The sequence below is a fragment of the Actinoplanes sp. NPDC051405 genome, assembly GCF_055586185.1.
This window is the reverse complement of the sequence record NZ_JBVJIR010000013.1, coordinates 1-13,318: the sequence shown is the minus strand read 5'-3', so window position 1 is coordinate 13,318 and position 13,318 is coordinate 1. Positions and strand designations below refer to the sequence as shown.

The following is a 13,318-nucleotide window of genomic DNA, read 5'->3' as shown; positions in this document are numbered from 1 at the left end:
ACCCAGGAGAACAGGGTGTGACAACTGCCCGGCCGGCGGCCAGGAACGCGAAGTCCCGCCTCGGACAAAGAAAAGGGGACCCACTCATCAGTGGGTCCCCGAACCTCAGAAGTACGGCCATGGCATTGCTCAGGCCGAAATATCCACCGTCGGGTAGAGGGGGAAGTCGGCCAGCAGTTCGGTGGCCTGCTTCGACACCCGGTCGGACACCGCCGCGTCCAGGTCGAACTTCGCCTTCGAGGCGCCCGCCTTGGTGCTGCTCAGCACCGTGTGCATGAGCTCGGCGATCTGGTCCATCTCGGCCGTGCCCAGGCCCCGGGTGGTCAGCGCCGGCGTGCCGATCCGGATGCCGGACGTGTACCAGGCGCCGTTCGGGTCCTGCGGGATCGCGTTGCGGTTGGTGACGATGCCCGAGTCGAGCAGCGCCTGCTCGGCCTGGCGGCCGGTCAGGCCGTACTTGTCGACGTCGATGAGCACCAGGTGGTTGTCGGTGCCGCCGCTGACGACCGTGGCGCCGCGGCTGGTCAGGCCGGCTGCCAGGGCCTGCGAGTTGTCGACGATGCGCTGCGCGTAGTCGGCGAACTCGGGCCGGCGGGCCTCCGCGAAGGCGATCGCCTTGGCCGCCATGACGTGCGCGAGCGGGCCGCCGAGGACCATCGGGCAGCCCCGGTCGACCTGGTCGGAGAGCTCGGGCTGGCAGAAGACCGCGCCGCCGCGCGGGCCGCGCAGGCTCTTGTGGGTCGTGGTGGTGACGATGTGCGCGTTGGCGATCGGGTCGAAGTCACCGGTGAAGACCTTGCCCGCGACCAGGCCGGCGAAGTGCGCCATGTCGACCATGAAGGTCGCACCGACCTCGTCGGCGATCTCCCGCATGATGCGGAAGTTCACCTTGCGCGGGTACGCCGAGTAGCCGCCCACGATGACCAGCGGCTTGAACTCCTTGGCCGACTCGCGCAGCGCCGCGTAGTCGATCTGGCCGGTGGCCGCGTCGACGCCGTAGCTGCGCTGGTCGAACATCTTGCCGGAGATGTTGGGCCGGAAGCCGTGGGTGAGGTGGCCGCCGGCGTCCAGGCTCATGCCGAGCATCCGCTGGTTGCCGAACGCGGCGCGCAGCTCGGCCCACTCGGCGTCGGTCATGTCGTTGACGTTGCGCTTCTGCACCTTGGCCAGCGCCGGCGCCTCGACCCGGTCGGCCAGGATCGCCCAGTACGCGACCAGGTTGGCGTCGATGCCGGAGTGCGGCTGGACGTACGCGTACGGCGCGTCGAACAGGGCCTTGGCGTGCTCGACAGCGACCGACTCGACGGTGTCGACGTTCTGGCAGCCGGCGTAGAAGCGGCGGCCGATCGTGCCCTCGGCGTACTTGTCGGAGAGCCAGTTGCCCATCGCGAGCAGCACGGCCGGGGACGCGTAGTTCTCGGAGGCGATGAGCTTGAGAGACTCACGCTGGTCGGTGAGCTCCTTGGCGATCGCGTCGGCGATGCGGGGCTCGACGGCGCGGACCGCTTCCAGGGCGGAGCGGAACGCGGTCGATTCGGCGTTCAGTGCAGACATCGGACCTCCCTATCACAGGTGAAGAGGCCCAGGCGCACGGCAGGTCGTCTCCGGAGAACGGTCGTCCGGCACGGGGCCGCTCCCCGATGGTTGGCCCATCCGAACGCGCCAGTCACGGCCCGCCGACCAGCATACCGGCGCCGCCCCGGCCACGCGATCGCTCATCCAGGGAGTACGTCACACCGGCGGGCCCGGCCACTAGCCTGGCGATCATGAACGGCGTGCAGATCCTGCTCATCGTCGGGGCCGGCATCGCGGTCTCCGCCCTGGCCCACCGGCGCGGCGTCCAGCCCGGGCTGATCATCGTCGCGCTGGCCGCCGGGATCAGTTTTGTGCCCGGGGTGCCGCGGCTGGAGCTGGACAGCGAGCTGATCCTGGCGATCGTGGTGCCCCCGCTGCTCTACTCGGCCACCCGGAACGCCTCGGTCACGGCGTTCGGGCAGAACCTGCGGAGCATCGTCGACCTCGGGGTGCTGCTGGTGGTGCTGACCGCGGGCGCGCTCGGCGTGGTGACCTCGTGGCTGCTGCCGTCGATCGGGCTGGCCGCCGCCTTCGTGCTCGGTACGGTGCTGGCCCCGCCGGACACCATCACGACGGTGTCGCACGGCAGGGAGCTGGGCCTGCCCCGCCGGGTGACCTCGATCCTGACCGGGGAGAGCCTGGTCAACGACGCCACCGCGCTCACGCTGTTCAGCATCGCGGTGGCCGCGGTCGCCGGGGATCACACGAGCTGGGGCGCCGGCACCCTGGAGCTGCTGCGCAACGCGGCGCTCGGTGCGGCCATCGGCGGTCTGCTGACGGCGGCCACCTTGCTGCTGCGCAAGCGGCTGGGCAATCCGACCCTGGAGACCACGCTGGTGCTGCTGGTGCCGTTCACCGCGTTCCTGCTGGCCGAGCAGATCGAGGCCTCCGGCATCATCGCGGTCGTCTCCGCGGCCTTCCTGATCAGCGCGAACACGTCCCTGGACCCGCGCCACCAGTATCCGGGGGCCTACCGGACCCGGTTGCAGGAGGACGCCTTCTGGCCGGTCGTCGACTTCCTGCTGGAGACGTTCGTCTTCGCGTACATCGGGTTGCAGCTGAGCTTCGTGCTGGACGACCTGGCCGCCGAGCCGGAGCCGGGGCTGAACCGGACGCTCATCGCGGCGGGAGTGCTGCTGTTCGCCGCGATCCTGCTGCGGCTCGTCGGCGTGTTCCTGCTGTTCGGGCGGTGGCGGATGGGCGACCGGCTCGCCCGGGCGCGGCTCGCCCGGGCTGCTCGGATCGCGCCGCGCCGGTCCCGTGGCCGAGGCAAGGGCGGCGACGACAACCGCCTGGCCGCTCCCGGCGTACGGGAGAGCGTGGTGGTGGGCTGGACGGGCATGCGCGGCATCCTCACCCTGGCCGCGGCGGCCGCGGTGCCGGAGACTGTCCCGGGCCGCGACGCCATCCAGGCCATCGCACTGTTCGTCACCCTGGGCACCCTGCTGCTGCAGGGCACCACGATCCGCCTGCTGGTCCGGTGGCTGCGGCTGGACGTCAGCGGCGAGGAGGAGCAGGCCCGCGTGATGCTGGCCCGGGGCGTGGAGATCGCGACGGCGGCCGGCGACGGCTACGACCAGCAGCGGCTGGCGGTCAGCGAGGCCATGATGCGGCGTGAGCTGGACGAGGAGACCGCTCGCCGGCTGATCGGCGACATCGACCTGCGGCAGGCCGCTGGGAGCACGCTCGGTCAGGGCCTGGCGTAGACCGAGATGTGGCTCCCGCTGGTGGCGCGGAACGGCGTACGGTCCCAGTCGGCCCACCGTTCCCGCAGGTGCAGGCCCGCGAGCTGGGCCATCAGGTCGAGCTCGGCCGGCCAGCAGTAGCGGTGAGCGGTGGGCAGGAGCCGGATGCCCTTGCCGTCCACCGTCACGTGCTGCATCTGGATCCGCTGGGCGATCCGGTCGTGCACGGTGAGGGTGAAGCCGACCGAGTCCTCTTGTACGTCGTCGGTGCTGAACTGCCGGTCGTAGGCCGCGGGGTCGGGCACGTAGCACTCGAGCACGAACGCCCCGCCCGGCTCCAGCACCCGGGCCACGTTGCGGAACGTGTCCACCTGACGCTGCTGGCTGGTGAGGTTGAACAGGCTGTTCCAGACGACGTACGCCAGCGGGTACGGCCCGGTGTTGGGCACGTCGGCCATGTCCGCGGTGAGCACTGGCAGGTCCTGGCCGCCCGGTACGGTGCGGAGCTTGTCCACGACGGCCTGGGACGCCTCGACGCCCTCGACGGCGAAGCCCCGGCGGGCCAGCGGGATCGCGACCCGCCCGCCGCCGATGGCCAGCTCGAGGATCCGGCCCCCGGGCGTGACCATCCCGGCCAGGAAGTCCACGGCCGCGCTGGGGTCCGGGCCCTGGCTCAGATCGTCGTAGCGACTCGCCCAGCGGTCGCCGAAGAACGCGGGATCATCGAAGTCGGTCATCCCCTGGACGCAACCAGAGCCGCGTCCGGGCCGCCACCGCTTTTCCCCTGGGGCGCACCGGTGGAAAACCAGATGACCGGTTCCGGCGGCCGAGGTTAAGGTCGCCGGATGCCTACGACGCATGCTCTCCTCGGCCGGGCTCTGATGCCTGCGGCGCGGGGACCGCTGCACTCGTCCCGCCTGCGCTTCCGGCGTCGCGCCCTGCGCCGCCGCACCGCCTAGAGCCGCCTGCCGCGCCAGGGCCCTCCGCGTCCTTTTCCACCGGACGGGCCACGATGACGCCTGTCCGCGTTCGCCGCCGAGAAGGCGGCAGACAGGACCACGGCCATGGCACTACCCCATTCCAAACCGGCCGGACGTGAGCACGCCCGCACGCGCCGGGCGTTCGGCCAGAACTTCCTTTCCGATCCGCGAGCAGTGCGTCAGGTGGTCGCCGCGGCCGGCATCCGGCCCGGTGACCTGGTGTACGAGGTGGGGGCCGGCCGCGGCGTCCTCACCGGCGAACTGGCCCGGCATACCCGCGACCTCGTCAGCTACGAAGTGGACCCGCAGGTGGCGGCCGGGTTGCCGGTGCTGCCCGGCGTCACCGTACGGGTGGCGGACTTCCTGCGGGCCACGCCGCCGGACCGGCCGTTCGCGGTCGTCGGCAACATCCCGTACGCGCTGACGTCGGCGGTCGTCGACTGGTGCCTGCACGCCGGAACCCTGACCGCGGCCACGCTGCTCACCCAGCTGGAGTACGCCCGCAAGCGCACCGGCGACTACGGGCGGTGGACCCGGCTCACGATCAGCACCTGGCCGCTGGTGAGCTGGACGCTCGCCGGCCGGATCCCCCGGTCGGCGTTCCGCCCGGTGCCGCGGGTCGACGGCGGCATTCTGCGCCTGGACCGGCGGCCGGTGCCGCTGGTCGAGCCGGCTGCTCTGCCCGCCTACCGGCGGTTCGTCGAGGTGGGCTTCACCGGCGTCGGCGGGTCGCTGCACAGTTCGCTGTCCCGGCGGTACGGCGACCGGCGGGTCTCCGCGGCGTTCCGGGCGGCCCGGCTGGCCACCGGCGTACCCGTGGGTCTGGTCTGGCCGGAGCAGTGGCTGACGCTGTTCCGGCTGGTCGACGCCCCGCGGCGCTGACAGCGCAGGGCCTGCCGGCTGCGGCCGGCAGGCCCTGGTCCGTGCTGGTCCGGGTGCTCAGACCCGGAAGCGTTCCGCCACCACGCGCAATTCCTCGGCCACCTCGTTGAGCTGGCTCACCGCGGCGTCCGCCTCGACCAGCGTGCTGCTGGTCTGCTCCGCCGAGTGCGCCACGCCGTTGATGTTGGTCGCGATGGTCGAGCTGCCGCCCGCCGCCTCGCTGATGCTGCGGCTCATCTCGGCCGTGGTCGCCGTCTGCTCCTCCACCGCCGAGGCGATGGTGACCTGGTAGTCGTTGATCCGCTGGATGATCTGGGAGATCTCGCCGATCGCCTCAACCGCGCTGGACGTGTCGGCCTGGATCGTCTCGACCCGCCGGGAGATGTCCTCGGTCGCCCGCGCGGTCTCCTGGGCCAGGTCCTTGACCTCGCTGGCCACCACCGCGAAGCCCTTACCCGCGTCGCCGGCCCGGGCCGCCTCGATGGTCGCGTTCAGCGCCAGCAGGTTGGTCTGCTCGGCGATCGCGGTGATCACCTTGACCACGTCGCCGATCTCGGCGGACGAGGTGCCCAGCTTGGCCACGGTGTCGTTGGTGCTCTGGGCGACGCCGACGGCGCTCGATGCGACCTGCGCGGCGTCGTTGGCGTTCTGGGCGATCTCGCGGATCGAGGCGCCCATCTCGTCGCTGCCGGCCGCGACCGACTGCACCGAGCCGGAGACGTCACCGGCGGCCGCCGCGACCAGACCCGCCTGGGCGGCGGCCTCGCGGGCGCTCTCGCCGATCCGGGCCGTCACGCCGGTGAGCTGCTGGGTGCTGGCGCCCAGGTTGTGGGCCCCGGTGGTCAACGAGCCGACCGTGGCGCGCAGCCCGTCGCGGGCCCGGTTGACGGCCATGGCCATCCGGCCCAGTTCGTCGCGGGAGCGCACCTCGGCGGGGATGGTGAGGTCGTTGTCGGCCACCGCGCCCAATGCCGTCGCCACGGTCGCGAGCTGCTGCCTGATCAGCCGGACCACCAGCATGGCGATGGCCGCGGCCAGCAGGATGCCGACGATCAGGGCGGTGATCATGATGGTGCGGGCCGAGCGGAACTCCTCACCGGCCTCCTGGGCCAGGGCGTCGGCCTCGGTGTCCTCCAGCTTCTGCAGATCCGCCACCGAGGTGTTCATACCGGCCTCGACGGTGTTGAACTCGTTGAGGATCTGGTCCGGCGCGGGCAGGGTGTATCCGCCCGCGATGGGCTCCCCGAAGAGGACGGTGTCGCGCAGCGCCCGGTAGTGCTTGAGGGCCTCGGTGAAGGTGGCCAGGCTCTGCTCGCGGGCCTGGGAGTCCGCGGCGATCTCGGAGTAGGCGCCGAGGGCCGAGTCGATCTTGGTGTCCGCGGCGCTGACGGCGTCCCGGCCCAGCTTCTTGCCGGCGGCGTCCTCGCCGATCTCGTACAGCAGCATGCCGCGGAACATCTCGGCGATGCTCCCGCGCAGCTCGGCCACCTGCTGGAGGCTGTCGACGTGCTCGGCCTTCATCTGGGTGAGGTCGTTGCTCATCTCCGAGATCCGGTAGATGCCGAGCCCGCCGACGACCACGGCGACGATCGCCATCGCGGCCACCGCGACCACGTTCTTCACCGCCAGGCTACGGTCGGCCAGCAGACCCGTGATCGGGCCGCGTTTCACCGTGACCTGCTGGGCGTCGTTCAGCACTGCATTCGGCATTCCCGTCACCTTCCGCTCGCGATGAATCATCGCTCCAGGAGCGGAGAAATTTGGGCAAAATGCGAAAGCTGATCAAAGAGCGGATCACCGGACGGTGAGATGCACCAGCTCCGCGTCGCCCGGACGCCAGCCGTCGACCGCGACCGCCACATAACGGGCCTGCCCGCTCAGTGGCGCGTACGTGACGCCGTCCCGCGAGACCTCGACCCGCACCGGCCGGCGGCGGCCCTTCGTCCAGGTCAGCTGCACGTCGGCGACCGCCACCACGGCACCCAGGTCCACGACCATCCGGCCGGACGGGCCGGGGCGCCACGCTGTTCGCGGATCGCCGTCCACCGCCCGGGCGGGTGTGCTCATGCCGGCCGGCAGCGGCGAGGTGGGGAACGTGGTGCGGCCCCGGGCCAGGTCGGCGGTCGGAGTGACCGGGGCTCCCGGCACCGTGACGCTGCGCGACCGCCCCGCGGACACCCGGATCGTCGACGACCAGGACCCGGACCGGACGGTGACCACCACCTTGTGCTTCGCGGGCGCGGTGACGGTCAGGTGGTGGGAGTCGGCCACCTCGAACCGGGTGCCGTCGGGCACCGCGTCCTCGACCGTGAACCGGGGTGGCTCGACGACCGCGGTGCCACCGGCGAGGCTGACCGTCCAGTCCAGGCCCCGGCGGCGCGCCACCTGGGTGCCGCGGTAGAGCCGGCGGGCGGAGGGCACGCGCACCACGGCCCCCGTCACCGGCCGGGCCGCGAGATTGAAGACGCTGAGATAACCGTCGGCGTCACTGATCAGCAGGCCCCGGGCGGTGGGCAACGGGCGGGCGGCGAGCTTGGCCAGGTCGGTGCGGCGGCCCGGATACCCCTCGATGATCGGGGCCGGCGCGACCACCTCGGTCGGGCTCACCACGATCTTGCGCTTGGTGCCGTGCGTCACGAGCCCGGCCCGGCCGTCGATGCCGACCCAGCCCGCGGCCGCCCGGGTCTGCGGCACAGCGGCCGCGTCGGTCCAGGTCAAGCCGTCGGTCGAGGTCTGGATGACGAACCTCTTGCCGTACGCGGCCTCCCACGAGATGCGCACTCCGGCCACCCGGACGGCGGAACCCAGGTCCACGGCGAGCCAGCTGTCGGCCCGTCCGCGCTCCTCGCGGGCCACGGCCCAGCGGGTGTCCGGGTTGCCGTCGGTGGCGTTGCGGGCCGGATTCCAGATGTCCTCGGAGGACGCGGTCGGCATCGCACCCTGGGCCAGGTCGGCGCCGCTGGTGTCCAGCACGGAGAAGGTGAAGATCGAGTAGCCGTACTCGGTGCCGGGCTCACGGCCCAGCATCCGCACCCAGCGGGCGTCCCGCGGGGCGAAGGTGATGTCGCCGTCACCCGGGTCACTCAGCAGCGCCGAGCCGGTCGGGGTGGTGAACAGGCGGCTGCCGGTCAACCCCGGCACACCCGGCATGTACAGATTGAACAGGGAGAGGCGGCCCTCGCCGGGAAGCCCGGTGCTCGCGTAGACGACTGTGCCGGTCGGCAGCGTGGCGAAGCCGGCCCGGCCGCCGGAGACGGCCAGCACGGTGGCGGTGGCGTCCACCCCGTCGCGAACCTTGCTCCACGCCCTGGTCCACCGGGCCGTCGGCGCGGTGTCCGCGGGCAGGAAGGCCGGCTCCCGCGTGTCGATCAGCCAGTTGTCGTGTCCCGGCTGCCAGAGGAAGTTGACGAAGCCGGGCTTGGTCACGGCCGCCGCGAACGCCTGCTCCGACTGATGGGCGGTGAGGCCGACGTCGCGGCCGAAGTCCCGGGTGCCGCTCGCGCGGCGGAAGAACTCGGCTTTGCCGACCGGCTGGACCGGCCGGTCGCGCAGGCGGTGGAAGAGGTACGAGATGGCCAGCTCGGCGCGGGCCTCGGGCTCGTACTTGTCCTCGCCGCTGAACTTGGTGAGCTGGTACTTCGGCTCGTACCGCAGGTAGGGCACCAGTCGCTCGGCCAGGTCGGCCTCGGCGCGCGCGGCGTCCCGGTCACCCTGGACCTGGGCGAGGAACGCCAGCGGCAGCACGTCGCGGCCGTACAGGTGGTAGCGGTCGGCGACCATCGGCATGACCGGCTCACCGGCGTCGCTGGCCAGCAGGCGCAAGGTGGCCCAGAGCTGGGCGCCGTTGGGCTGGTGGGTGAGCACCTCGGGCAGCGGGCGGCCGGCCACCAGGAAGTGGATCGCCGCGCGCCCGGCCGTACGCCAGAGCTCGGCCTGGTAGTGCGGGCTGGCCGACTCGTGGTTTTCCACGATGAACGAGTCGTGCAGGTTGTGCGCGGTGGCTCGCTGGTCGATCCGTTCCCCGTCCACGACGGCGGGGTTGGCCAGGTCGGCGGCGGGCAGGCCGCTCGCGTTCGTGGCCCAGAGCAGGAAACGCTCCCGCCAGCCCTCGGCCGCCTCGTCGTCACCGGCCCAGGCGAGGCCGGGCGCGATGGCCTGGGCGTAGACGCCCATCTCCTCGAGCTTGGTGTCGCCGAGCCAGCCGCCGGCCGTGCCGTTGGGCGACCAGTCACCGCTGAGCGGATCGTCGTCGGAGCCCAGCCCGTACGCGTACGAGGCCTGGCCCACGGCGATCTGCTGCACGTTGCGCCGGGTCTGGGTGTCCAGGTCGGCCCAGAGCAACCGGGCGGCGAGCACGAAATACAGCTCGAATGTGGAGTCCCAGAAGAGCTGCCGGCCCCACTCGGTGCCGCCGGCGAACCGGTTGGTGGCGGCGAAACGCTGGATCGTGGCGACGGTCTTGGCCTTCAGCGTGCCGGCGTCGACGTCGGCCAGGCGGGCGTCGTAGTCGTCCAGGCCGAGCAGGACGGCGTTGCCCAGCACCGCGGCGAAGCGGAAGTCCGCCGCGCGGTAGGCACCGATCTCGGTGTCCCATTGCTCCTCCACCCACCGGGTGTGCATGTGCAGCAACTGCCGGTAGATATCGGCGACCGGATCCGGCGCGGCGGCCGACACCGGCGCGGGCAGGCTCAGGGCACCACTGATGCCACTGACGCCGGCCAGGGCCAGCAGCCGGCGGCGGGACAGTGCGAACAAGGAACCTCCACGGCGGAACAGGATGCCCTGGACAGCCTTCGCGTCCGCCCCAAAGACTGTCAAATCACCTTTCGGCCACGAGGGCGCTCGATGCGAACCGAGCATCAAGCATGCCCGGCCTCAGCGGCCGAAACCCGTCCGGGGAGATCCACCTCACCCGCGACCGTGGTTCCGGAACTCAGATTACTTGCGTGTTAACTAATGCATCGATGAAACTGGCTGGACCGTCCCCGCGGAACGTCCCCCAACCGATGGCGCCGGCTCCACCCGAGGCCGGCGCCTCGGCTTTGTCCAGGGACCGGTGATCCGTGGACCGGCGGTTCCTCCATCCGGTGCCGCCGCGCAGGGACACTGAGCTGGTGGACCGTGCCCAGCTTGCCGACTTCCTCCGCACCCGGCGCGAAGCGCTGCAGCCCGAGGACGTGGGGGTGCCGCGGGGGCCACGCCGGCGCACCGGAGGCCTGCGCCGCGAGGAGGTCGCAGCGCTCTGCGGCATGTCGGCCGACTACTACAGCCGGATCGAGCAGCAGCGCGGCCCGCACCCGTCCGAGCAGATGCTCGCCGCCATCGCCCGCGGCCTGCGGCTGAGCCTGGACGAGCGCGACCATCTGTTCCGCATCGCCGGGCACGCCGCCCCGCAGCGGGTGCACCGCGCCGACCACATAAACCCGGGGATCATGCGCATCCTGGACCGGCTGTCCGACACCCCGGCCCAGGTCATGGGCAGTCTGGGTGAGACGCTGCGGCAGACACCGCCGGCGGTCGCGCTGCTCGGCGACGACTCCCGGTGGACCGGCCCAGCCCGCAGCGCGGTCTACCGCTGGTACACCGATCCGGAATCACGGCGGATCTATCCCGAGGAGGATCACGAGCTGCACGGGCGGATCTACACCGCCCAGCTGCGGCTGGCCTACACCCGCGCGGGCCGCGGCTCGCGCGCGGCGGCTCTGGTCGACGCGCTACTGGCGGCCAGTCCGGAGTTCGCGGCGGTGTGGGGCGAGCACGACATCGGCGCCGTGTTCGAGGATCAGAAGCGCTTTGCTCATCCCGAGCTCGGGCTGCTGGAGCTGCACTGCCAGACCCTGATCGACCCGGACCAGTCCCAGACATTGCTGGTCTTCACCGCCGTACCGGGCTCGGCGAGCTACGAGAAGCTCCAGCTGCTCTCAGTCATCGGCGACCAGCGCCTGTAGGCCTCGGGTGACGGGGCCGGCGCCCCGCCACCCGCCCCGCTCACTCGCCCGAGCCCGGCTCGGCCATCTTGCGGTGCATCTGGGCCTTGGCACTGTCCGGCATGACTTTGGACGCCGCGGCCTGCACCTTGGTCTTCACCGAGCCGGCCACCACCTTCTCGTCGCCCTTCATCAGGGCCTCGAAGCCCTGCTTGGCCACCACGGCCGGGTCGTCCTTCTTGCTCGCGCCGACCCGGGTGTCGTCCATCTCGGCGCGGTGGAAGAAGTTGGTGTCCGTGGGGCCCGGCATCAGCGAGGTGACCGTGACCCCGGTGTCCTTCAGCTCGTTGCGCAGCGCCTCGGCGAAGGACTGCACGAACGACTTCGACGCGTTGTAGACCGCCTGGTAGGTGCCCGGCATCATCGACGCGATCGACGACGTGAACAGCACCCGGCCGGCCCCGCGCGCCACCAGATCCGGCAACACCCGCTTGGCCAGATGCACGGTCGACGTCACGTTCACATCGATGACGTTCAGCTCTTCCCGCAGGTCGGTCTGGCTGACGAAGTCGCCGCCGATGCCCCGGCCGGCGTTGATGGCGATCGCGTCCACCGGGCGGCCGGACTTTCCGATCGCGGCGTAGAGCTCCTCCACGCCGTCGAAGGTGGCCAGGTCGGCGCGTACCGCGATCACCTCGTGCTGCCCGTCGCGCCGCAGGTCGGCCGCCGCCTGCTCGATGGCCTCGTCCTCGGCGGTCATCAGCACGTCGTAGCCGTTCTCCACGAACTGCCTGGCCAGCTCGTAGCCGATGCCGCTGGACGCACCCGTGACCACCGCGAACTCCCGGCCCGTCGGTCCCGTCATGGTTGTTCCTCTCTTCGTCGGTCTCGATGCGATGCCCGGCCTCGGGGCCGCTAACCGTGGAATATCCCGATCCGCAGTGGGCACCTGCTGAAGTGACGACACCCATCGGAGGCGCACGGTATGCGAGCACTCACCTGGCAGGGCACGTCCAAGGTTTCGGTGGAGACCGTGCCCGACCCCAAGATCCAAGAACCGACGGACGCGATCGTCCGGATGACCTCGACCGCCATCTGCGGGTCCGACCTGCACCTGTACGACGTCCTGGGGATGTACCTGGACCAGGGCGACATCCTCGGCCACGAGCCCATGGGCATCGTGGAGGAGGTCGGTCCCGAGGTCACCCACATCAAGCCCGGCGACCGGGTGGTCATCCCGTTCAACATCTCCTGCGGCTTCTGCTGGATGTGCAGCCGGGGCTTCTTCGCGCAGTGCGAGACGACCCAGGTCAAGGAGCACGGCAAGGGCGCGTCGCTGTTCGGCTACACCAAGCTCTACGGCCAGGTGCCCGGCGGCCAGGCGGAGTACCTGCGGGTCCCGCAGGCGCACTTCGGGCCGATCAAGGTGCCGGAGGGCCACCCCGACGAGCGGTACCTGTTCCTCTCCGACGTGCTGACCACGTCCTGGCAGGCCGCGCAGTGGGCTGACATCACCCCCGGCGGCACGGTCTTCGTGACCGGCCTCGGTCCGATCGGCCAGATGACCGCCCGGATCGCCCGGCACCTCGGCGCGGCCCGGGTCATCGCCACCGACAACGTCCCGGAGCGGCTGGCCATGGCCGCCCGGCACGGCATCGAGACGATCAACTTCGACGAGGTCGACGACGTGCCGGCCGCGGTGCTGGAGCTGACCTCGGGACGCGGCGCGGACAGCGTCGTCGAGGCCGTCGGCATGGAGGCACACGGCACGCCGTTCCAGGAGTTCGCCCAGAAGGCCGCGGGTGTGCTGCCCGACGCGGTCGCCCGCAAGGCGATCGACAAGGCCGGGGTGGACCGGATGGGCGCGCTGCGCACGGCGTTCGCCGCGGTCCGCCGGGCCGGCACGGTGTCGATCATCGGCGTGTACGGCGGCCAGGCCGACCCGTTCCCGATGTTCGACCTCTTCGACAAGGGCGTGACCCTGCGGATGGGCCAGGCGCACGTGAAGCAGTGGGTGGACGACATCCTGCCGCTGCTGACCGGTGACGACGACCCGCTGGGCGTCGACGACCTGACGACGCACCGGGTGCCGCTGGAGCAGGCGCCGCAGGCCTACGACATGTTCAAGAAGAAGGAGGACGGCTGCATCAAGGTCGTCCTGAAGCCGTGAGCCGCGGGGGGGGGGGGGGGGGGGGGGGGGGGGGGGGGGGGGAGGAGGGGGAGGGGGGGGGGAGGGGGTTGGTGTCAGAAGAGCGGTCTCTCCCTCTGC

Annotated in this window: 9 protein-coding genes and 1 riboswitch; of the genes, 4 read left to right on the top strand and 5 right to left on the bottom strand. The window is 71.4% G+C overall.

What is annotated here, in order from left to right; all coding sequences use genetic code 11:
• Window positions 1-129: 129 nt before the first annotated feature.
• Window positions 130-1,554 (bottom strand): glycine hydroxymethyltransferase, encoded by a 1,425-nt coding sequence (locus ACZ6S4_RS26205; protein WP_465477445.1) that lies wholly within the window; start codon window positions 1,552-1,554, stop codon window positions 130-132.
• 19 nt (window positions 1,555-1,573) lie between these two features.
• Window positions 1,574-1,680, bottom strand: a riboswitch (ZMP/ZTP riboswitch).
• A gap of 86 nt (window positions 1,681-1,766) precedes the next feature.
• Here ACZ6S4_RS26205 and ACZ6S4_RS26200 point away from each other — a divergent pair.
• The gene (locus ACZ6S4_RS26200) at window positions 1,767-3,281 is read left to right on the top strand and encodes a cation:proton antiporter (protein WP_465477444.1); all 1,515 of its coding nucleotides are present in this window, start codon (window positions 1,767-1,769) and stop codon (window positions 3,279-3,281) included.
• On the opposite strand, the gene ACZ6S4_RS26195 is transcribed toward ACZ6S4_RS26200, so the two are convergent.
• The gene (locus tag ACZ6S4_RS26195) at window positions 3,266-3,997 is read right to left on the bottom strand and encodes a class I SAM-dependent methyltransferase (protein WP_465477443.1); all 732 of its coding nucleotides are present in this window, start codon (window positions 3,995-3,997) and stop codon (window positions 3,266-3,268) included. The two genes, ACZ6S4_RS26200 and ACZ6S4_RS26195, sit on opposite strands and share 16 nt — an antisense overlap.
• Window positions 3,998-4,324: 327 nt before the next feature.
• Here ACZ6S4_RS26195 and erm point away from each other — a divergent pair, with 327 nt between their 5' ends.
• Complete coding sequence (erm, locus tag ACZ6S4_RS26190) at window positions 4,325-5,122, top strand: ErmE/ErmH/ErmO/ErmR family 23S rRNA (adenine(2058)-N(6))-methyltransferase (protein WP_465477442.1); 798 nt, start codon at window positions 4,325-4,327, stop codon at window positions 5,120-5,122.
• 57 nt (window positions 5,123-5,179) lie between these two features.
• Here the strand turns inward: erm and ACZ6S4_RS26185 are convergent, their stop codons facing one another.
• Together ACZ6S4_RS26185 and ACZ6S4_RS26180 are read right to left on the bottom strand one after the other, a co-directional pair.
• The gene (locus tag ACZ6S4_RS26185) at window positions 5,180-6,832 is read right to left on the bottom strand and encodes a methyl-accepting chemotaxis protein (protein ID WP_465477441.1); all 1,653 of its coding nucleotides are present in this window, start codon (window positions 6,830-6,832) and stop codon (window positions 5,180-5,182) included.
• Between the two features lie 84 nt (window positions 6,833-6,916).
• Window positions 6,917-9,877, bottom strand: a complete 2,961-nt coding sequence (locus tag ACZ6S4_RS26180) for a discoidin domain-containing protein (protein ID WP_465477440.1) — start codon at window positions 9,875-9,877, stop codon at window positions 6,917-6,919.
• Window positions 9,878-10,236: 359 nt separating this feature from the next.
• Between ACZ6S4_RS26180 and ACZ6S4_RS26175 the strand changes: the two genes are divergently transcribed.
• Window positions 10,237-11,070, top strand: coding sequence for a helix-turn-helix transcriptional regulator (locus ACZ6S4_RS26175; RefSeq protein WP_465477439.1), 834 nt, complete (start codon window positions 10,237-10,239; stop codon window positions 11,068-11,070).
• 40 nt (window positions 11,071-11,110) lie between these two features.
• Here ACZ6S4_RS26175 and ACZ6S4_RS26170 read toward each other — a convergent pair whose 3' ends face one another.
• Window positions 11,111-11,914 (bottom strand): SDR family NAD(P)-dependent oxidoreductase, encoded by an 804-nt coding sequence (locus ACZ6S4_RS26170; RefSeq protein ID WP_212993940.1) that lies wholly within the window; start codon window positions 11,912-11,914, stop codon window positions 11,111-11,113.
• 120 nt (window positions 11,915-12,034) lie between these two features.
• On the opposite strand from ACZ6S4_RS26170, the gene ACZ6S4_RS26165 reads away from it, so the two are divergent.
• Window positions 12,035-13,219, top strand: coding sequence for a zinc-dependent alcohol dehydrogenase (locus tag ACZ6S4_RS26165; protein ID WP_465477438.1), 1,185 nt, complete (start codon window positions 12,035-12,037; stop codon window positions 13,217-13,219).
• Window positions 13,220-13,318: the final 99 nt, after the last annotated feature.

Excerpts from the sequence above, each read along its gene's own strand:
- ACZ6S4_RS26205 (WP_465477445.1), bottom strand. The coding sequence starts at position 1,554 with ATGTCTGCACTGAACGCCGAATCGACCGCGTTCCGCTCCGCCCTGGAA.
- ACZ6S4_RS26200 (WP_465477444.1), top strand. The coding sequence starts at position 1,767 with ATGAACGGCGTGCAGATCCTGCTCATCGTCGGGGCCGGCATCGCGGTC.
- ACZ6S4_RS26195 (WP_465477443.1), bottom strand. The coding sequence starts at position 3,997 with ATGACCGACTTCGATGATCCCGCGTTCTTCGGCGACCGCTGGGCGAGT.
- erm (WP_465477442.1), top strand. The coding sequence starts at position 4,325 with ATGGCACTACCCCATTCCAAACCGGCCGGACGTGAGCACGCCCGCACG.
- ACZ6S4_RS26185 (WP_465477441.1), bottom strand. The coding sequence starts at position 6,832 with ATGCCGAATGCAGTGCTGAACGACGCCCAGCAGGTCACGGTGAAACGC.
- ACZ6S4_RS26170 (WP_212993940.1), bottom strand. The coding sequence starts at position 11,914 with ATGACGGGACCGACGGGCCGGGAGTTCGCGGTGGTCACGGGTGCGTCC.
- ACZ6S4_RS26165 (WP_465477438.1), top strand. The coding sequence starts at position 12,035 with ATGCGAGCACTCACCTGGCAGGGCACGTCCAAGGTTTCGGTGGAGACC.